The organism is Micromonospora sp. WMMD964, from assembly GCF_029581455.1.
Taxonomy (GTDB): domain Bacteria; phylum Actinomycetota; class Actinomycetes; order Mycobacteriales; family Micromonosporaceae; genus Micromonospora.
Map to the genome: position 1 here is coordinate 5279871 of NZ_CP120860.1, position 19613 is coordinate 5299483.

The following is a 19613-nucleotide window of genomic DNA, read 5'->3' on the forward strand; positions in this document are numbered from 1 at the left end:
GCCGGTCAGTCGGCGACGTCCACCACGACCTTGCCCTCGGCGATGCCCTCGGCGACCAGACGGTGGGCGTCCATGACGGTGTCGAGCGTGAACCGACGCCGGTCCAGTCGTGGGCGCAGCGCACCGGCATCGGCCAGCTTCGCGATCTCCCGCAGGATGTCGCCGTGGTGTTCACGGCCCCGACCGGTGAGCATCGGCAGCAGGGTGAACACGCCGGAGTAGGTCGCGCCACGGAACGACAGCGGGGCGAGCGCGTGGGTGCCCCAGCCGAGCGCGCTGACGACGTGCCCGTGATAGGTGCGTACCGCAGCGAACGACGCGTCGAGCGTCGCGCCACCGACGTTGTCGACGATGATGTCGAACCCCTCGCCACCGGTGTGCCTCTCGACGTACTCCTCCACGCTGGTCGAGGTGTAGTCGATGGGCACGGCGCCCAGGCTCTCGATCACCGGTGCGCTCGCCGGCCCGCCGGTGGCGTACACCTCGGCGCCCTTCGCCTGGGCGAGTTGCAGGCCCACGTGACCGACGCCGCCGGCACCGCCGTGCACCAGCACCTTCTGCCCGGGGCGGACCCCGGCGCGGTCGACGAGCCCCTCCCAGGAGGTGATCGCCGCCAGCGGCAACGCGGCGGCCTCGCGCATCGAGAGGCCGCCGGGCTTGCGGGCCAGCAACCGGGCGTCCACGGCGGCGTACTCGGCCAGCGAACCCGGAAGCCCACCCACTCCCCCGCACAGCCCGTACACCTCGTCTCCCGGCGCGAACCCCGTCACCTCCTCGCCGACCGCCGCGACGACCCCGGCAAGGTCCAGCCCGAGCACCGCGGGCGGCTGGACCCGCGCATGCGCGGCCTGTCCTGCCTGGATCTTCGTGTCCAGTGGATTGACCGCGCTGGCGACGATCCGCACCAGCACCTGCCCCGCCCCGGGAGTGGGCTGATCGATCTCCTCGACCGTCAGCGGGCTGTCGAACTCCCGCAGCACCGCAGCACGCATGACGATTCACACCCTCCGTGATCGAGACATCACGTGGACGCTATCCAACCGGGGTCGCCGCCCGGGCGACATCCGGGGGACGGCGGACGACGATCGGCGAGATACGCGCTGACCGTGGTGACGGACAGCCCGAGTGTGAGGAAAAAGATCGCCAGCTCTTGAAAAATGCCTCACTCGGGTCAGGATATTCAGATGCGTCGTCTCCCTCAGACTCCGGGGCGGGTGCTCTCGGGCGCCCTCGCGCTCCTCCTCGCCTCGGCGGTCGCTCTCCTCGCGTCCGCCCAACCCGCCTCGGCTCACGGGACTCTCGCCATGTCCACGCCGGCGAGTGGGGCCACGGTGAGCGAGCCGTTGACGGCGGTGCAGCTCTTCTTCACCGAGAAGGCCGCGCCCAACGCGTTCTTCACGGTCACCGCCCCGGGCGGCGTCCGGGTCGACAACGGCTGGTCGTACGGGGAGCCGAAGCCGCTGGACAAGCCGGTACGGGAATACTTCCTGGTCAACGGTCAGTTCGAGCCACGGGAGTACACGACCGGGTTCCCCGCGACGGTGGCCGTCACCCACCTGCCGGCCAAGGGCCAGTACTCGGTGAGCTACCTGTCGGTCGCCTCGGACGGCGACACCGTGCGCGGGACGCTGACGTTCCGCTACAACGGGCGGGTGACGGCGGCACCCAAGGGGTGGAGCCCGCCGACGACGCAGCCCGACCCGGCGTTGGTGGCCGCCACCGAGCAGCACGGGTCGTCCGGGCAGGCGTCGGCGGTGCCGACCACCTCGGCCCAGCCGGTGATCCCGCCGTCCGGGGCCGCGGCGGCCCCGCCGACCGAATCAGCCGACGAGAGCGGCTCCGGAGCGCTGGCCTGGGCCGGTTGGGCGGCGGCGATCGCGGCGGCCGTCGCGGCGGCCGGTTTCGTCGTCTGGCGTCGTCGGACGGCGTCCACCGGTAGACCCACCGGCCGGGGCCGTACCGCACCGGGGGGCTCCGGTCGACGCGGCGGCGGTGCCCGTACCACGAAGCGGCCCTCCACCGGCAGGACCGGCGGAGCCAAGGCCGGCGGAGGCAAGAGCGGCGCTGCCGCGACCGGCGGAGGCAAGAGCGGCGCTGCCGCGACCGGCGCTCGCAAGACCGCCGCGGGCAAGGCCGGTGCGGTGAGCGGCGTCGGTGCGCAGCCCACGGGTGGCAGGAGGCGACCGGCCACCGTGCCGGCGGCGCGTACCGGCGACGCGGTCGTCACGGCCCGCACGAGCGTGGCGGTCGACCCGACGCCGACCGATCCCGAGCCCAAGGCCCTCGCCACGACCGAGGCCCTCGCCACGACCGACGACGAGGCGGCCGTCGACGCCGGAGCACGGTCCGACTCGGACCTCACCGCCGTCGCACCCGGGTCCCGGTTGAGCAACGGCCACCTGGCGCTGCTCGTCGGCGGGCTGGTGGTCGCCCTGCTGGCCGGGTTCGGGCTGGCCCGCATCGGCACCGGCGACCAGAGCCCCGCCGGCAACGCCCGGAAGCCGGCGGGCGGTCCGCCCGCCTCCGGGCAGGTGATGTCCGCGACCGACGGGCACCAACACCCGGCGGGCACCGGTCCGCACACGCACCGGGGTGACGGCGCGACGGGCGAGACGCTGGCGACCGGGACGACGGTCAGCGCCGGTGGCTACACGCTGCAACCGCTGGAGCGGTCCCAACCCGCCGGGGTACGCGCCGACTACCGCTTCCGGATCGTCGGGACCGACCGGCAACCGGCGACCCGCTTCGCGGTCGTCCACGACAAGCCGCTGCACATGATCGTGGTGGGCCGCGACCTGACCGGCTACCAGCACGTACACCCGACGATGGCCGCCGACGGCACCTGGAGCGTCCCCCTGACGCTGGCCCGACCGGGCGGTTACCGCGTCTACGCCGACTTCTCGGTGACCGCGCCCAACGGCGCGCAGGTGCCTCTCGTGCTGGGCGTCGACCACACCGTGGCCGGGGCGCACACCCCCGCCGCGCTGCCGCCCGCGCAGGCACAGGCGACGGCCGGGCCGTACGCGGTGTCGATGAGCGGCACCCCGACGGTGGGGGTGACGGCGCCGATGCAGTTCCAGGTCCAGCGCACCGACGCGGCCGCGCCCGTGCAGTTGGAGCGTTACCTGGGCGCGTACGGGCACCTGGTCGTCGTCCGGGAGGGCGATCTCGGCTACGTGCACGTCCACCCGGAGCAGGAACTGGTCGACGGGACGGTCCAGTTCTGGCTGACCGCGCCCAGCTCGGGCCGGTACCGGGCCTTCTTCGACTTCCAGGTGGAGGGCAAGGTGCACACCGCCGAGTACACGATCAACGTGCCCTGAGCCCGGAACTTTCTCCCTGCTGCGGCCGACCATTCAGCCAGCAGCAACCATCGGAGGAAGAACACATGCTCAGCACCAGCCCGCTCGGTCCGCGCCGCCGCTCGGCCGCCGTCCTCGCCGCCGCCGTCCTGGCGGTCGGCGCCGCCGGATGCGGATCGTCCGGCTCCCCGTCGACCGGGCAGGCGAACCCGTCCGCGTCGGCCTCGGCCAACCCGGACGCCGGAGTGCTCGGCATTCGTGACCCGTGGGTGAAGGCCGCCGACAAGGGCATGACGGCGGCCTTCGGCACCCTGGTCAACGACGGTGACAGCGATGTCACGCTGACCGGCGCCGCGACCTCGGTGTCGCCGATGGAGCTGCACGAGATGACCATGAAGGACGGCACGATGGTCATGCGGGCCAAGCAGGGCGGCGTCGTGATCAAGGCGAAGAGCACGCACGCGCTGGAGCCCGGCGGTGACCACCTGATGCTGATGAACCTCGCCAAGCCCGTGCAGGCCGGCGACGAGTTGACGTTCACCCTCACGTTCGCCGACGGCAGGACCCAGCAGTTCACCGCGGTGGCCAAACCGTTCACCGGCGCGCAGGAGAGCTACGCCCCCGGGCACGGCCAGCCGATGCCCGGCATGAGCGCCACGCCGGAGACGAGCATGAGCCCGGCATCGTGACCGACACGCCACCCACCCGGCCGGTGAGCAGGCGCGGCCTGCTCACCGGCGGGGCTCTGGCCGCCGGAGGAGCCCTCGCCGGGGGTGCGGCCGTCGCCGCGACCCGTACCGACGGCGGGCAGCCACGGGCCGCCGCCGACACCACGCCGGTGGCGAGCGTCGGCGCGCTGGTCGAGCCGTTCCACGGCGCGCGGCAGGCCGGGGTGACCACCGAACCGCAGGCCCACGCGGCCTTCGTCGCGTTCACGCTGCGAGCCGGCACCGACCGGGCCGCGCTGGGTCGGATGCTGCGGCTGCTCACCGACGACGCCGCCCGCCTCACCCAGGGCAAGCCGGCGCTGGCCGACACCGAGGCCGAACTCGGGCTGCTGCCCGCCCGGCTGACCGTGACCTTCGGCTTCGGCCCCGGCCTGTACCGGGCCGGAGGCGTCGACGACCGTAGGCCGGCCTCGGTGGCCGACCTGCCGCCGTTCCGCGTCGACCGGCTCCAACCGGCCTGGTCCGGCGGCGACCTGCTGCTCCAGATCTGCGCCGACGACCCGGTCAGCGTCGCCCACGCCCAACGGGTCCTGATCAAGGACAGCCGGCCGTTCGCCACCGTCAGGTGGGTGCAGCAGGGCTTCCGGCGCGGTCCCGGCGTCGAGCCGGGCGGCCACACCCAACGCAACCTCTTCGGTCAACTCGACGGCACCGCCAACCCCCGACCCGGGGTGCCGATGGACTCCGCCGTCTGGGTGCCGGACGGCCCGGCATGGCTGCGCGACAGCACCACGGTGGTCGTACGCCGGATCAGCATGAACATGGAGACCTGGGACCTGCTCGGCCGCACCGACCGGGAACTCGCCGTCGGCCGGCGGCTCGACACCGGCGCCCCACTGACCGGCACCGCCGAACACGACGAGCCCGACTTCACCGCCACCGGCCCGGACGGGCTCACCGTCATCCCCGACTTCTCCCACCTGACCCGCGCCCACGTGACGGACGACCGGCTGAAGATCCTGCGTCGGCCGTACAACTACGACGGTGTGCCGACTACCGAGGGCCACGCGGACAGCGGGTTGGTCTTCACGTCGTACCAGGCGGACATCGGCCGGCAGTTCCTGCCGATCCAGCGTCGCCTGGCCGAGCGGGACCTGCTCAACGAGTGGACCACCCCGATCGGGTCGGCGGTCTTCGCCATCCCTCCCGGCTGTCGACCGGGCGGGTGGATCGGCGAGCAGGTGCTCGGATGAGCCCGCGACTCGGGGCGGCGGTGCTCGCCGTCCTCGTCGCGTCGCTCGTTCCGGCGAGCCCGGCGTGGGCCCACAACTCGCTGCGGGCGGCCACACCGGTGCAGCAGTCGACGGTGACCAGCGCACCGACGGAGATCGTGCTCGAATTCATGTCCCGGCTCGACCCCACGTTCACCACCATCGTGCTCACCGACGCCGCCAAGCGGAAGGTCGTCACCGGCGAGCCGGTGGTCGCCGGGGCGAAGAGCACCGTCCAGGTGACCGACACCCTGCCGAACGGAACGTACACGGTGGCCTACCGGGTCGTCTCCGCCGACGGGCACCCGGTGCAGGGGTCGTACCCGTTCACCGTCGCCGACCCCACGTCCAGCGCCGCGCCGGTCGTCGAGCCCGCCGTGTCGACCACGCCGTCCACCGCTGCGGCGGCGCGGCGCGACGGGGGCCCGAACATCGGCGTACTCGTCGCGGGTGTGGCACTCGTCGCGGTGGCGGCGGTGCTCCTGCGGCGGCGGGCGGCCCGCCGCCGATCCGATCCGCCGACGCCCTGAGCATCAGCGGGAACCAATGGCTCCCGCTGTCCGACTACCACGTCAGGGCCGGAACCGATGCGACACCACCACCGGGCGACCACGTCAGTACGGGAGACACCACCAGGGGTTTCTCTCGACTATCCCGATCGGATCACCATGTCTCTCACCGAGTTGTCCGGCGCGGCGACGCCGGAGCCCTCCACCAGCGCCGAAACCCCGGCCCGACCGCTCCGGCGCACGTCGCCGTTCGGGGCGCTGCTGCTGCGGCTGCACTTCTACGCCGGCATCCTCGTCGCGCCGTTCCTGGTGACCGCCGCCCTGACCGGACTGGCGTTCACCATCACCCCGCAACTCGACCAGTTCCTCTACGGCGACCAGTTGACAGTGGCGCAGGTGGGTGACCGTCCCGTGTCCCTGGCCGAGCAGGTCGGGGCCGCCCGCAACGCCCATCCCGAGGGCAGCATCACCGCCGTACAGCCGGGCGAGGGCGACCAGACCACCCGGGTGACGTTCTCCCTGCCGGAACTCGGCGAGAACCAGCACACCGTCTACATCAACCCGTACACCGCCGAGTCGCAGGGGCAGCTCACCACCTGGTTCGGCTCCACCCCCGCCACCACCTGGCTCGACGACCTGCACCGCCACCTGCACCTCGGCGCGGTGGGCGAGCACTACTCCGAGCTGGCCGCGAGCTGGCTCTGGGTGCTCGCCCTCGGCGGGGTGGTCCTGTGGTGGCGTCGCCGCAGCGCCGCCCGCGCCACCGCCCGCCACCTGCTCGTGCCGGACCTGTCCGCCGGCAAGGGTGTGCGGCGCACCCGGGGGTGGCACGCCACGACCGGCATCTGGCTCACCGTCGGCCTGCTCTTCCTCTCCGCGACCGGGCTGACCTGGTCCCGCTACGCCGGGGCGAACTTCAGCGCGGGCCTCGACGCGCTCGACGCGCGTACCCCGGTCATCTCCACCAGCCTCGACGGCGCACCGCCCGCCGCCGGGGGCGGCCACCACGGCTCCTCGGGCGGCGGCGGGGTGGTCGAGTCGGCGGCCTTCGACCGGGTGGTGACGGCCGCGCGGGGCGCCGGTCTCGACGGTCCGGTCGAGATCGCCCCGGCCGCCGAGCCCGGCTCGGCGTGGACCGTCACCCAGGTCGACAACACCTGGCCGGTCGCGAAGGACCGGGTCGCCGTCGACCCCACCGGAGGTACGATCACCGCCCGCAGCGACTTCGCCGACTGGCCCCTGCTGGCCAAGCTCAGCGGCCTGGGCATCCAGGCGCACATGGGCATCCTCTTCGGACCGGTCAACCAGATCCTGCTCGCGGCGATCGCCATCGGGCTGCTCTGCGTCATCGTCTGGGGCTACCGCATGTGGTGGCAGCGGCGTCCCACCCGCACCGACCGACGTGCCCTCGCCGGCACACCACCGGCCCGTGGTGGCGTCCGTGGCCTGCCGCTGCGGGCACTGCTGATCGGCGTACCGGTGGTGGTGGCGGTCGGCTGGGCACTGCCGTTGTTCGGGCTCACCCTGCTGGCCTTCCTCGTCATCGACGTCGTCGTCGGCGCGGTGTCCCCACGCCGACGACCTGTCGAGGCGCCCACGTCTCCGGCACCCGCCGGTTCCTGATCCACCGGTCCGGCCGCCCGTCCGACGACGGGCGGTCGGATGCCGTGACCGACCAGGTCGTCAGGACCGGACGGGCGGCCGCGCGAGAACCGGTCACCGCGGTCAGATCACCGTTTGTTTGGTCGCCGGCAGCGCGTCGACCAGGGACTTCTGCACGTTGATCGTGTCGGCGATGACCTCGTGGGGCGTGTTCGCCATCCACTGCATCACCGAGATGTCCTCGAACCGCGGATGCCGGAACATCTCCAGGAACACCAGCGGCTCGTCGCCGGTGTTCTCGATGTAGTGGCCGTAGGCGAAGGGCACGTACCCCACGTCGCCGGCCTGGAAGTCGAAAGTCCGGGCGGCGGCCTGCGACGCGAAGACGCCCATCCGGCCGGTGCCGGAGATGTAGTACTGCCACTCGTCGGTGGTGGGATGCCAGTGCAACTCGCGCATCCCGCCCGGCTCCACCTCCACCAGGGCGGCGGCGGTGGTCACCGACGCGGCGAAGTTGGTCGAGTCGGTGACCCGGACCGTCCCGCCCCGGAAACGCTGCGGGGTCTGCGCGAGCATCCGGTGCTTGAAGCTTCGCGGGATGTCGCCGGTGGGGCTGACCACCCGGTCCTGTTGCAGCGGCGGCGGCACGTCGCCCTGGAAGATGTACTTCTCCCGCTCGGGCAGGTTCTCCATCTGCTCCGTCGTCCAGCCGAAGTTCTTGGCCAGGACGTGGCGGGGCGTGTGGGCGAAGAAGTCACTGAGCAGGAACGTGTTGTTCTCCGAGAACGCGCCGTCGTCGAAGACCAGCAGGAACTGGCAGCCGTCATCGAGGGCCTGGATGTTGTGCGGGATGCCCTGCGGAAAGAACCACAGGTCGCCCTCCTTCACGTCCTCGATGAAGTTGCGCCCCTCGTGGTCGACGGCGCTGATCCGGCAACTGCCGCTGAGCACGTACGCCCACTCGGACTGCTGATGCCAGTGGATCTCCCGGTACGCGCCCGGCTCCAACCCGAACTGGACGCCGGACAGTTGGGTGGCGATCGGCAGGTCGCGGTTGGTGACCTCACGGGTCCAGCCGCCCTTCTCCACCCGCGTGTGCGCCTGGGAGAACGAGAACTTCAGATTGGGCACCAGCCGGCTGTCCGTGGTCGGTGGCACCAACAGGTCGGGGTTCTGCCGTTCGAGTTCGACGTTGCGGCCCGCGAACGGCGGGGCGCCCTGATCACCGCGCCGCGGCTGAGGATCGCTGTTCACCATGATCGCTGACTCCCTCACTCGGGTTGATCGGACTGGGCGTGGGAACCGAGTCGTCCCGCCGTCGTAGCCGGGACGACAGCCCCAGCAGGGCGCGCACCCCGGTCCAGCCGTACTGGGCCGCGATCGCGACCGGAATCGCCGCCGCGGTCGCCACCAGCACCAGACGGGTCCACAGCGGGGCCTGACCACCGGCCCCGGCGAAGAGCACGAACATCAGCAGTACGACGCGGAGCCGGTGCAGGCCGGGACATTCGGTCGAGTGGGCCATACCTTCGATGGTCGGCGGCCGGACGTCGTCGTCGCATCACGTGATCGCGCCATTGCGGCACGGCGAATCCCGGACGCCGTGGGCGAATCAGCGCACTCCCGCCGCTTCGTCGATCTGGGCGCCCGCCCCTGCCGCCGTGGCTAGGCTCGGTCGCAGGACGGCAATTCGACGCGCCGGGTAACAACCGGGGAGAACGCCATTGTCCGGATCATCCTTCGACGCCGGCACGTACCCGGCCGACCACGACGACGCCGAGCGACGACGCCTTCAGGTGTTCGCCACGGCCGATCAGCTGCGACTCGGCGGACGCCCGACGGCGGCGCTCGACGTCCTGACGGCGGAACTCGCCGGGAACCGGCACGGCGAGCGCCACCGTACCCGTCTGCTCGGTCATCTCACGCGGGCCATGGCGCTGGAGCAGCCCACTGTCGCTCTCGCCGGTCTGCGCGCGGCGCTCGACCGACCGCTGGACGCCCGCAGCCGCAGCACCCTGCTCGCGCTGGTCGCCACGGTCGCCGCCCGGGTGGGCCATCCGGACACCGACGCGATGCTCCGCGACGCGGGGACCGCGCACGCCGCGTCCGGGGACCACTGGTCCGCTCGCCACCTCGCCCTCGGGCGGGCCGCCCGCTCGCTGTCGCACGGCGATCTGCCGGGCGCCCACGCCGTGCTGGCGGCTCTGGACCCCGATTCGCCGGGGGCCCGAGGCGATGCTCCGTCCATCCGGGCCGAGCGAATCCTCGTGCAGCTCGGCCTGGGCCGGCACCAGGACGCGTGGACCGCGACCCACCCGACGCCGAACGAATCCGGTTCCCTGTTCAGCAGCGGGCTGACCGCGTTGGACTGCCTGCGGATGGTCGCCGTGGGAGAGCTGCCCGAGGCGGCGGCCCTCGCGGTCACGACGCTCAGCTCCGGCCCGGTGGATCTCAGCCCGCAGGTGCGTGCGCTGTTCGTCGCGGTGATCGGCGAGGTTCGCTACCGCCGTGGTGAGCACGACGACGCCCGCGCCGTCCTCCGCCCGTGCCTCGCGGAGAGCCGCTGGCCCGACAGCGCGCTGTGGACACCCGCCTTCTGCGTCGCCGTCCGCGACAGAAACCTGAGCGTGGCGGCGAACCTGCTCACCCGGGTCGTCGCCGACCTGCACCGGTCGGTGCGGTCGCTCCTGCCCGTGCCGCACTTCGGCCCCCGGCTGGTACGCGCCGCGGTGGCCGCCGGCGACACCCCGGCCTCCCGTCGGGTCACCGAACTGGTCGAGTCGGTGGCCACGCGCACGCCGGTACCGCTGTGGCGCGCACTCGCCGACCAGACCAGGGGGCTGCGCGACAGCGACCCGGACGCACTGCGGGCGGCGGTCGACGGTCTGCGTACCACCGCCGCCTGGCCGGCGCTCGCCGACGCGTTGCTCGACCTGGCGAACAGCCCGGGGGTGCGGGCCGCGCAGGCACGCGACGCCGCGCACGAGGCGGCGGCCCTCTACGCCCGGATCGGGGCCCCGGGCGACCAGGCGACGGCCGACAGCCGGTGCGCCGAGCTCGGCACCACCCCGCGTCACCGGCCGTCGGGTGACGAGGCAGTGCGGACGGGCATCGAGGCGCTCACCCCGGCCGAGGAGCGGGTGGCCGAAATGCTCGCCTCGGGCGCCACGAAGAAGGAGGCGGCCAGGAGCCTCTTCGTCTCCTTCCACACCGTCGACACGCAGCTCCGATCGATCTATCACAAGCTGGGGATCCACAACCGGATGCAGTTGGTACGGGCCTGGGACAGCACCAGACGGTGATCACCGGCGCGGACCGACCAACATGAAGATCATGTTCATCGGTGCTAACGTCATTGGTCGATGCCTAATCACGTCGTCACACGATCGTCAGGCTCCGCCGGCCGGCACCGCACGCAGAGGTGAGGATGCCTCTCCACTTCGGCCTGCTCGGGCCGCTGATGGTCTCCCGTGACGGCCGGCCGGTCGCCCTCGGCTCGACGAAACAGCAGCTCGTGCTGGCCGCCCTGCTGCTGCGACCGGGTGCGGCGATCTCCGCCAACGAACTGACGGCCATGGTGTGGGGCGACCAGCCGTCCGCCTCGGCCGCCGCCAACCTACGCTCCTACCTGCGCGGGCTACGCCAGGCGCTCGGCGACGGCACGGGCGTCGACCGCCGGATCCGCACCACGACTGGCGGCTACCTGCTGCGGGTGGAGCCGGGCGAACGCGACCTCGACCGCTTCGACGTCGCGGCGACCCGGGGACGGGCCGCCCTGGCCGCCGGCGACCCGGAGACCGCGCACACCGAGTTGGCCGCCGCGCTGGGCATGTGGCGCGGCCCCGCCCTCGCCGGGCTGCCGCTACCCCGGCTCCTCACCGGCCGGGTCGCGCGGATGGAGGAACGTCGGCTGCTCGCCGAGGAGGACCACGCCGCCGCGCGACTCGCGCTCGGCGCGGCAGCCCAGGTGATCCCACGGTTGCGGGCGCTACTCGACCGCCACCCGCTGCGCCAACGCGCCTGGGCCCAGCTCATGACCGGCCTCTACCAGATCGGCGACGTCGCCGGGGCGCTGGCGGCCTTCCAGCAGGCCAGACGGTCGCTGGCCGAGCAGACCGGGATGGACCCCGGCCCCGAGTTGCTGCGGCTGCACGACGACATCCTGCACCACCGACTCGGGCAGCAACCCGCCACGACCGGCCTGGCGGACGAGGCGCAGCCCAAGGCGACGGCCCGTCCACAGCAGTTGCCGCTCGCGCTGCCCGGCTTCGTCGGACGCACCGAGGAGCTGGCCGTCCTCGACGCTGCCCTCGGCGTCCGGCCCGAACGGCCGGGGACGGTGGACATCGTCACGATCAGCGGAATGGCCGGCGTGGGCAAGACGACGCTGGCCCTGCACTGGGCCCACCGGGCGGTCGACCGCTTCCCCGACGGGCAGTTGTACGTGAACCTCCGGGGCTACGACGACGCCGACGCGGTGTCCCCCGCCGATGCCCTGGTCGACTTCCTCGACGCGCTCGGCGCACCGATCGGCCGGATCCCGAGCAGCGTCGACGCCAGGGCCGCGCTGTACCGCAGCCTGCTGGCCTCGCGCCGGATGCTCGTCGTGCTCGACAACTCACGAGATGGCGAACAGGTACGCCCGCTGCTGCCCGGCGCGGGCCAGTGCGCGGTCCTGGTGACCAGCCGCGACCAGCTCAGCAGCCTCACCGTGGCCCAGGGCGCCCGACCGGTGATCCTCAAGGTGCTGACGGCGGCCGAGTCGACGAGGCTGCTGCGCAGCCGGCTGGGTGACGACCGGGTCGCCGCGGAGCCGGAGGCGACCACCGAGATGATCGAGTCCACCGGTCGCCTTCCGCTCGCCCTCTCCATCGTGGCGGCCCGGCTGACCGCTCGGCCCACCTTCCCGATCGAGGCCGTCGCGGCCCAGTTGCGCCCTTCCGAATCCCGGCTGGAGCTGCTGGCCGACGGAGACGTCCGCCGGGTCTTCTCCTGGTCCTACCGGGCGCTGAGCACCGAGGCCGCCCGCCTGCTGCGCCTCCTCGGTCTGCATCCGGGGCCCGACCTCACCGCGGACGCCGCCGCCGTGCTGCTGGGCCGACCCCGGGCGGCGGTCACCCCGCTGCTGCAGGAGCTGACCCGTCTGCACCTGCTGACCGAGCACCTGCCCGAACGGTTCGCGCTGCACGACCTGCTCCGCTCGTACGCCGCCGAGCTGGCGCAGGCGTCCGACCGGGCCGAGGAACGGCAGGCCGCCGCCCGCCGGATGTACGACCACTACCTGCACAGCGCGCACCCCGGCGCCATGCTGCTCCAGCCGACCTGGACACCCATCGACACGGAACCTCCGGTGCCGACCAACGTCCACGTGCCGATGCCCGACCGGGTCGCCGCCGCGGCCTGGTTCCACGCCGAGCACCCGGTGCTGCTGCGGGTGCTGCGCCAGGCCGCGGAGACGGGCTTCGAGCGGTACGCCTGGCAGCTCGCCTGGGCCCTGGCCGCGTACCTCGCGCCCCGGGGCATGTTCCAGGAGCAGCTCGCGGCCCAGCAGGCGGCCCTCGCCGCGGCCCAGCGGAGCGGCGACGCCAACGCGCAGGCGCAGGCCCACCGGATGCTCGCCCGCGCGCTCATGCGGCTCGGCGACCAGGAGGCCGCCGAGCACCACGTCCAGCGGGCCCTCGAACTGTACGAGCAGCTCGACGACCTGGACAGCCTCGCGCTGATCCTTCGTCAGTACACCGAGCACTGCACCCAGTACGGCCGGCTGGACGAGGCGCTCAAGCACAGTGTCGAGGCGCTGCGCGTCTCGCGGCTCGTCGGCAACCGGTACGCCGAGGCCCGCGCGCTCAACGTCAAGGGCTACCTGCACGCGCTGACCGGGGACTACCACCAGGCGGTCGTCGACTGCGCCGAGGCGCTGGCCGAGCAGGAGGCGATCGACGACCGCGTGGGGCAGGCCGCGACGCTGGACAGCCTCGGCTTCGCGTACCACCGGCTCGGCGACCCGGCCCGGGCCGCGGTCTGTTACGAGCAGTCCGTCCAACGCTTCCAGGAATCCGCGAACACATATCACGAGGGGTTGACGTTGATCCGGCTCGGCGAGGCGCGCGAGGCGATGGCCGACCCGCCCGCCGCCGCGCAGGCCTGGCAGCGGGCGATCCGGATCTACGACGACCTGGGCGACCCGGCGGCCGATGAGGTCCGGCAACTACTGGCCCGTGTCGACCCGGCCTCGTAACCAGTTCCTATGGCGTCCGGGTGGTCTGAAGCTGGTCGCGGATCAGCGCCTCGTAATAGCGTCCGTGTGCGATCAACTCCTCGTGGGTGCCCTGTTCCACCAGCCGCCCCTCCTCCATCACCCCGATCAGGTCGGCGTTGAGCACGGTGCTCAACCGGTGTGCGATGACGATCCTGGTGCAGGACAACGCGGACAGGACCTCGTCCACCCGGCGTTCGGTGACCACGTCCAGGTGACTCGTCGCCTCGTCGAGCAGCAGCAGCGGCGGGTTGTGCACCAGGGCACGCGCGAGGGCCAGTCGTTGCCGTTGGCCGCCGGACAGCCCTCCCCCGCCCTCGGTGAGCCGCGTCTCGTACGCCATCGGCATCGCCATGATCTCGTCGTGGATCTGCGCGCGCTCGGCGGCCAGGACCACCTCGTCGTAGGTCGCCGCCGGGTGTCCGAGAGAGATGTTGTCGCGGACCGACCCGGCGAACAGGGCCGGTTCCTGGGTGACCATGCCGCACCAGCGGCGCAGCTCACGGAAGTCGAGGTCCTGCAGGAGCCGCCCGTCGAAGCGGACCTCGCCCTCGGTGGGCACGTACAGCCCGATGAGCGTCTTGGCGAGTGTCGTCTTGCCCGAACCGGTCCTTCCGACCAGCGCGACCTTCGCTCCGGCGGGGATGGTCAGGTCGATGCCGCGCACGGCCCAGTCGGCGTTGGCGCTGTAGCGCATGCCGACGCCGGTCAGCGTCACCTCGCCGGAGATGCGCCCGGGTGGCTCGGACACCGACCGGTCCTGCTCGGCGGCCTCGTCCATGACGTCCCGGATCCGCTCCAGGTGGGTGCCGACCGTCTGGAGTTGCCGGGCCGTGTTGACCAGGCCCATCAGCGGGGTGAGGACGGCTGCGGCGAGCGCGTTGAGCGCCAGCATGGTGCCCAGCGACATCCGACCGCCGACGACCTGGTGGGCGCCGACCCACAGCAGCAGCAGTGGCGAGCCCATCCGGAACGCCCCGAGCACCGCCTCCAGGCCGGTCTCCAGCCGACGGCGGTGCAGCGAGGCGAACTGCCGGGTCTGGAACAGCCCCGACCAGCGGCCGAGGACCTGCTGCTCGGCGCCCATCGCCTTCACGGTTTCGGCACCGGCCAACACCTCCACCGCGTAGTTCTGCTCCTCGGCCTGCGCGGCGATGTCGCGGTGCGTGCGCTCCCGCATGGCCCGGTACGTCGCCACGATCGTGGCGAGTTGCAGCAGGCCGAGGCCGAGCACCAGCCAGGCGTAGAGCGGGGTGAACGCCAGGAGCATGCCGATGTAGACGACGACGAACAGGCCGTCCAGGACGAGCGACATGGTCTGGCTGGTGACCAGGTCGCGGATGACGGTGTTGCTGGACATCCGCATCAACAGGTCACCGCTGCTGCGCAGTTGGAAGTACGAGTACGGGAGCGCGAGCAGGTGGTCGAAGAAGCGCCTCATCATGGTGTCGTCCATGCGGGCGTGCAGCACGTTGAGGGCCACGCCCCGGGCGTAGCTGCCGACCGCCTGGGTGCCCAGTAGCAGGACCATGCCCAGCCCGAGGACCGTCAGGGCCTCGACCTGCCCCTTCCCGATCACCGTGTCGACAGCGAACTTGGTGATCAGCGCCGGCAGCAGAACCGCCAGTTGGAGCAGCAGCGAGACGACCAGGACCAGGCCGAGCAGCGGGCGTGAGAAGGTCAGCATGCTGCGCGCGAACCGCAGCGAGGCCAGTTTTCCGGGGCCGGGGCGGCGTTCGAACTCCGCACCCGGGGTGAGTTCGATGGCGATGCCGGTGAACCCCTCACCGAACTCGTCGCGACTCAACCGCCGCCGGCCCATCCCGGGGTCCACGACGACGGCACCGCGCCGGTCCCACCGTTCGAGCACCAGGTAGTGCCGGAAGTTCCAGTGCACGATCGCGGGCAACCGCAGCTGCGGCAGGCCGTCGAGGTCGACGCTGACGCCCCGGGCCCGCATGCCCGTCCGGCGGGCGAGTTGGGCCATCTGCAACGCGGTGGCACCGTCGCGACCGATGCCGAGCTGTGCCCGGCACTCGGCGACGGAGGTCCATCGCCGGTAGGCGCTGAAGACCATGGCGAGGCAGGCGGCACCGCACTCGGTGGCGCTCATCTGCAGCATGATCGGCACCCGACGGTGCGGCCGTAGCCAACTGAGCGTCATCTACAGAACCCCCTCAAGGCCCGGCACCAGCTCCAGCAGGGTGGGGTTGGCGACCACGAGACTGAGGCGGCCGAAACTCTGCGCCGCGTTCCCGGACAGCAGGACGACGGTCACCGGCCGGGCCACCTCCGCGGGAATGTTCCACCGTCGCGCGGCGGCGTCGTCGACCACGACCTCGGCCCGGACGACCCGCAGTGTCGTCCGGCCGTCCGCCTGGGCCAGGGTGACAGCCGTGCCCTGCGCCGGCTGCGGGTCGAGACGGCCGGCGAACAGGGAGACCAGGTACGACCCGTCGGCGCCGATCACGGCGCCCTCGACGGCCTGCGGCACCCGCATGACCGCCGCGAAGCCCAGGCAGACCACCAACAGCGCGGCCAGCGCGACCAGTGGCCGGCGGGAGGACCGGATCGGGCTGCGCGCCGGGCCGTCGTGCAGGCCACCGCGGTAGCTCGTCAACGCCTGCGGACGGTACGGCCAGACCTGCTCCTCAGCCACGCGCCTCACCATCCGCAGTGGAGGACGGGGGCTCGACCAGCAGGATCGACGGCACCCGCTCCGGCAGTGCCAGACGCAGCAGGTTGTAACCGATGCCGGCGATGCCACTCATCAGGCCGGGAGTCTCCGCGCCGAGCGGCACCCCGCACAACCAGCCGTCCCGGTCGATGTAGTCGAGGATGCTCGCCGCCACCAACTCGGCCTGCCGGGCGGCGTCCTCGTCACCGCGCACCCGGGCGGCCGCCAGCAGTGCCTCGGTGTTGCCGAGGTCGCCGTGGCAGATGCTGTGGTTGCCGGTGCCCGTGATGACCTCGCCGGTCAGACCGAACCGCAGCATGCCGGTGGTGGCGTCGGCCAGGTCGCGGTCGAGCAGCTCGTGGTCGTCGACGTAGTCGGCGAGGTCGGCGCGGGCGAGCGCGATGCCCGGCCCGCCGTGGCACCACGCGACCATCGAGTACCGCTCCGGCGTGGTGTCCCGCAGGTCCAGCCAGCACATGTGCTCCGGGTCGAAGGCGGAACGCTCGTAGCGCAACGCGCCCTCGACCAGCGGCAGGTGGTCCCGGTTGCCGAGCGCCCGGTCGAGCCGGGCCAGGGCCACCGCGATACCGGACCCCCCGTGCGAGAAACCGGCGAGTGGACGGCCGGGGTTCACCGCGCCCGCCCAACCCATCCCGTCGCCCACCGGCTCGGCGGTGTCCTCGAGGATCCGGGCGAACGTGCGGGCCGCGTCGAGGAGCTGCTCCGACGGCCGCGCGGCGTGCAACGCCAGCAGCGCGAGGATCGCTCCGGCCGCCCCGCTGATCACGTCGTACGCCTCGTCCTGCGGCGCGAGGTGCAACAGGACGGGCACGACGCGTTCGGCGGCGTCCAACAGGTCGTCGCGCTCCCACAGCGCGCCGAGGTGGCTCAGCGCGTACAGCGGCCCGCCCAGCTCGTTGAAGGCGCCGACGGTGAAGTTCTCCAGGGTCTCCGCCGGGGTCTCGTCGAGCAGGTCGATCTGCCGCACCAGCATCCCCGCGGCGACCTCGGCCGCGCCGCGGAAACGCTGCTCGCCGCTGACCTCGCCGAGATAGCCGAGGAACAACGCGATCCCGGACAGCCCGCTGTACAGGTCGATACCGACCGGGCCGAGCTGCCAGATCCGGTCGGCCACCAGGGTGTGCCCGAGCCAGGCGATCGAGTCCTCCCCGGTGTCCGCGGTCAGCAGCAGCCGGTCGCCGGCGGCGCACGCGGCGGCGACGAACCGGTCCGCTCCGGCCGGGACGGTGGCCGCGGTCACCTGGTACTCCGACCACTGACCCTGACTCTCGACCCCCATCGTCAGCGCCGCGAGCGAGCTGCGCAGGATCCAGGTCTGCTGTGCCAGGTGGGCGTCGGAGAGAGCCTCGATGCGGTGCCGCGACCGCTCCAGGCCGCTGGTGGGCAGCACCCCGGCGACGACCGAGCCGTCTCCGGCGACGAAGTCGTGCGAGGCGGGGGTCGTACTGAAGAAGGGGATGTCGCCGCGGCTGAGCTGCGCCTGCTCGGCTGCGGCGATGCGCGCCTCGGCGCCGGGCCACTCCTCCTGCAACCACAGGAAGCTGAAGAAGCGCTCCCGGTCCAGCGCGTTGCGCAGCAGGTCCGGGTGGCGGCTCTCCTGCAACAGCTTGCCGTAGGTGCGGGTGGCGCGCAGGATCACGCGTACCTCGTCGCCGGCGAAGGCCGCCACCGGCCCGTCCGGGGCCAGCAGCTCGTCGCGGTGGCGGTGCAGCAGCCGGTAGGTCTGCTCGAACCCGGCGATGATGTCGGCGCTGAAGTCGAGCGTGTGGTGCGCCCCGTCGTCCAGGCTGGGCAGGTTCTGCCCGCCGCCCATCTCGATCCGCTTACGGACCAGGCGCATCTCGTCGGTGCCGGACTCCTCCCAGGTGGCGACCGGGGTGGGCGTGAGCTGACCGGCCGAACCGGCCAGGCCGCTGAAGTCGACACCACCGACCCCGTCGTCGTCCTGGTAGATGATGGGCCGGGGCAGGAGACCGACCTCCAGCACCGATTCCCGCATCGTCCGGAACGACTCCGCCGAGACGCCGATCTGCCGGTCCGCCTGCTCGCCCTGCGGGTGGAAGAGCGCTTCGAGGTCGACGAGCATCGGATGCTCACCGGCGGCGATGATGTTCTCCAGGTGGAAGTCCACGGCCGCGAGGCTGTGCAGCAGCGCGAGGTAACCGCCCTGGCGGGTGTAGAAGCGGCGCAGCGCCTCGTGGTCGGTGCACGGCCCGGCGCTGACGAACTCCGACCAGCCGTACTCGCCGCGGTCGAGCACCCACATGGTGCGCAACGGCGGCTGTGCGCCGCGCGTGTTGAGCCAGTCGAGCAGTTGCTGGAAGTGGAGCTCGACCTGCAACCCTCGGGGCTTGTAGACGGCCCGGGCGCCGTTGGCGAAGCGGACGAACCCGACCGAGCGTCCGCCCCGGTGCGAGTCACCGGCCCCGAACGACACCTCCGCCACGGTGCCGAGCTGCGCCGGGTCGCCCAGCTTGGTCGTCAACGCGGTCGCGTCGGCGACGAGACGTCGGGCGAACTCGACCCGGGCGTCCACCCAGTTGTCGATCAGGATGGTCGCGTCCCGGGCCAGCACCGGGTATTCCATCAGGATCTCGAGGGCGTACTTCGGGTCGTGCAGGCGTCGGGCGAAGTCCTGGAAGCGTTGCTGTGGGGTCTCCCCCTCCAACTGCCCCTGCATCCGCAGGACGTTGAGCTCCAGCACGAGCACCCGACCGACGAGCAGGTTGATCGCGCCGTACGGCGGCTCCGCGAGCTGGTCGGCGAGCAGGTCGGCGTCGACCTGCGGTCCGGGCGTGCCCGCGCAGGCCGCGTGCACCGCCGCGCGCACCCGGCGTACGCCGTCGTCCACCAGCGGGCGCACCAGCTCGACGAACGCGGCGTGCGGATGCGGGTCGTGGTGGTGGTCGTGATCGTGGTCGTGATCGTGGTCTCGGTCGTGGTGCTCGACGGCCTCGCCCGGACGGTACTCCCGCCAGGCCCGCTCGATGGTGCGCACGTAGTCCGGGACGTCGGCGAACCTGCTGCGGACCGTCTCCGGCATCTCGCCGAGCACAGCGGTCAGGGTGGGCTCGTCGAGGTCGAGGGCGCGCAGCCAGCTCTCGAACAGCTCCGTGTCACCGGCGAAGACCGGCTCGTTCTTCCACCGTTCGAGCCGGAGCCGCCCCCGGTCCTCGTCCACCGAGCCCGTCGGCACCGCGACGCCGAGCCTCTCCGGCAGCGAGTACGCCAGGTACCAGCAGGGGTTCGAAACGTCCACCGGGTCAGGGCCGGGCTGGTGCGACTGCGTCATCGGGGGTGCTCTCTC

General features: G+C 72.4%; 13 protein-coding genes. 7 read left to right on the forward strand and 6 right to left on the reverse strand.

Annotation, left to right across the window (positions count from 1 at the left end):
* Nucleotides 1-5 precede the first annotated feature (5 nt).
* Nucleotides 6-992, reverse strand: coding sequence for a zinc-dependent alcohol dehydrogenase family protein (locus O7616_RS24150; RefSeq protein ID WP_282304085.1), 987 nt, complete (start codon nucleotides 990-992; stop codon nucleotides 6-8).
* 192 nt (nucleotides 993-1184) lie between these two features.
* On the opposite strand from O7616_RS24150, the gene O7616_RS24155 reads away from it, so the two are divergent.
* The 5 genes from O7616_RS24155 to O7616_RS24175 all read left to right on the forward strand — a co-directional run bounded on the left by O7616_RS24155 (nucleotide 1185) and on the right by O7616_RS24175 (nucleotide 7373).
* Nucleotides 1185-3323: a copper resistance protein CopC gene (locus tag O7616_RS24155; RefSeq protein WP_282304086.1), complete on the forward strand. Its 2139-nt coding sequence runs from the start codon at nucleotides 1185-1187 to the stop codon at nucleotides 3321-3323.
* A gap of 65 nt (nucleotides 3324-3388) precedes the next feature.
* The gene (locus O7616_RS24160; RefSeq protein WP_282304087.1) at nucleotides 3389-3991 is read left to right on the forward strand and encodes a copper chaperone PCu(A)C; all 603 of its coding nucleotides are present in this window, start codon (nucleotides 3389-3391) and stop codon (nucleotides 3989-3991) included.
* Complete coding sequence (locus O7616_RS24165; protein ID WP_282304089.1) at nucleotides 3988-5223, forward strand: Dyp-type peroxidase; 1236 nt, start codon at nucleotides 3988-3990, stop codon at nucleotides 5221-5223. The genes O7616_RS24160 and O7616_RS24165 overlap by 4 nt, the downstream gene beginning before the upstream one ends.
* Nucleotides 5220-5771 (forward strand): copper resistance CopC family protein, encoded by a 552-nt coding sequence (locus O7616_RS24170; protein ID WP_282304090.1) that lies wholly within the window; start codon nucleotides 5220-5222, stop codon nucleotides 5769-5771. Before O7616_RS24165 ends, O7616_RS24170 begins: the two co-directional genes overlap by 4 nt.
* A gap of 138 nt (nucleotides 5772-5909) precedes the next feature.
* On the forward strand, nucleotides 5910-7373 hold the full coding sequence (locus O7616_RS24175; RefSeq protein ID WP_282304091.1) for a PepSY domain-containing protein: 1464 nt from the start codon (nucleotides 5910-5912) through the stop codon (nucleotides 7371-7373).
* A gap of 102 nt (nucleotides 7374-7475) precedes the next feature.
* On the opposite strand, the gene O7616_RS24180 is transcribed toward O7616_RS24175, so the two are convergent.
* Together O7616_RS24180 and O7616_RS24185 are read right to left on the reverse strand one after the other, a co-directional pair.
* The gene (locus tag O7616_RS24180; protein ID WP_282304092.1) at nucleotides 7476-8609 is read right to left on the reverse strand and encodes an oxalate decarboxylase family bicupin; all 1134 of its coding nucleotides are present in this window, start codon (nucleotides 8607-8609) and stop codon (nucleotides 7476-7478) included.
* Nucleotides 8575-8877 carry a hypothetical protein gene (locus O7616_RS24185; protein ID WP_282304093.1) on the reverse strand — a complete coding sequence of 101 codons (303 nt, stop codon included), beginning with the start codon at nucleotides 8875-8877 and terminating at the stop codon, nucleotides 8575-8577. Before O7616_RS24185 ends, O7616_RS24180 begins: the two co-directional genes overlap by 35 nt.
* A 199-nt stretch (nucleotides 8878-9076) precedes the next feature.
* Here O7616_RS24185 and O7616_RS24190 point away from each other — a divergent pair, with 199 nt between their 5' ends.
* Nucleotides 9077-10654, forward strand: coding sequence for a helix-turn-helix transcriptional regulator (locus O7616_RS24190; protein ID WP_282304094.1), 1578 nt, complete (start codon nucleotides 9077-9079; stop codon nucleotides 10652-10654).
* Between the two features lie 125 nt (nucleotides 10655-10779).
* Nucleotides 10780-13590 (forward strand): BTAD domain-containing putative transcriptional regulator, encoded by a 2811-nt coding sequence (locus tag O7616_RS24195; RefSeq protein ID WP_282304095.1) that lies wholly within the window; start codon nucleotides 10780-10782, stop codon nucleotides 13588-13590.
* 7 nt (nucleotides 13591-13597) lie between these two features.
* On the opposite strand, the gene O7616_RS24200 is transcribed toward O7616_RS24195, so the two are convergent.
* Genes O7616_RS24200 through O7616_RS24210 form a run of 3 tightly spaced genes read right to left on the reverse strand, consistent with a single transcriptional unit; the run spans nucleotide 13598 to nucleotide 19598 of the window.
* The gene (locus O7616_RS24200) at nucleotides 13598-15772 is read right to left on the reverse strand and encodes a peptidase domain-containing ABC transporter (protein ID WP_282304096.1); all 2175 of its coding nucleotides are present in this window, start codon (nucleotides 15770-15772) and stop codon (nucleotides 13598-13600) included.
* Nucleotides 15773-16267 carry a hypothetical protein gene (locus O7616_RS24205; protein WP_282304097.1) on the reverse strand — a complete coding sequence of 165 codons (495 nt, stop codon included), beginning with the start codon at nucleotides 16265-16267 and terminating at the stop codon, nucleotides 15773-15775.
* Nucleotides 16260-19598 (reverse strand): type 2 lanthipeptide synthetase LanM family protein, encoded by a 3339-nt coding sequence (locus O7616_RS24210; RefSeq protein ID WP_282304098.1) that lies wholly within the window; start codon nucleotides 19596-19598, stop codon nucleotides 16260-16262. Before O7616_RS24210 ends, O7616_RS24205 begins: the two co-directional genes overlap by 8 nt.
* Nucleotides 19599-19613 lie beyond the last annotated feature (15 nt).

Bases quoted from the DNA above. Each gene is read 5' to 3' on its own strand.
- O7616_RS24150 (WP_282304085.1), bottom strand. From the start codon at position 992: ATGCGTGCTGCGGTGCTGCGGGAGTTCGACAGCCCGCTGACGGTCGAG.
- O7616_RS24155 (WP_282304086.1), top strand. From the start codon at position 1,185: ATGCGTCGTCTCCCTCAGACTCCGGGGCGGGTGCTCTCGGGCGCCCTC.
- O7616_RS24160 (WP_282304087.1), top strand. From the start codon at position 3,389: ATGCTCAGCACCAGCCCGCTCGGTCCGCGCCGCCGCTCGGCCGCCGTC.
- O7616_RS24170 (WP_282304090.1), top strand. From the start codon at position 5,220: ATGAGCCCGCGACTCGGGGCGGCGGTGCTCGCCGTCCTCGTCGCGTCG.
- O7616_RS24175 (WP_282304091.1), top strand. From the start codon at position 5,910: ATGTCTCTCACCGAGTTGTCCGGCGCGGCGACGCCGGAGCCCTCCACC.
- O7616_RS24180 (WP_282304092.1), bottom strand. From the start codon at position 8,609: ATGGTGAACAGCGATCCTCAGCCGCGGCGCGGTGATCAGGGCGCCCCG.
- O7616_RS24185 (WP_282304093.1), bottom strand. From the start codon at position 8,877: ATGGCCCACTCGACCGAATGTCCCGGCCTGCACCGGCTCCGCGTCGTA.
- O7616_RS24195 (WP_282304095.1), top strand. From the start codon at position 10,780: ATGCCTCTCCACTTCGGCCTGCTCGGGCCGCTGATGGTCTCCCGTGAC.
- O7616_RS24200 (WP_282304096.1), bottom strand. From the start codon at position 15,772: ATGACGCTCAGTTGGCTACGGCCGCACCGTCGGGTGCCGATCATGCTG.
- O7616_RS24210 (WP_282304098.1), bottom strand. From the start codon at position 19,598: ATGACGCAGTCGCACCAGCCCGGCCCTGACCCGGTGGACGTTTCGAAC.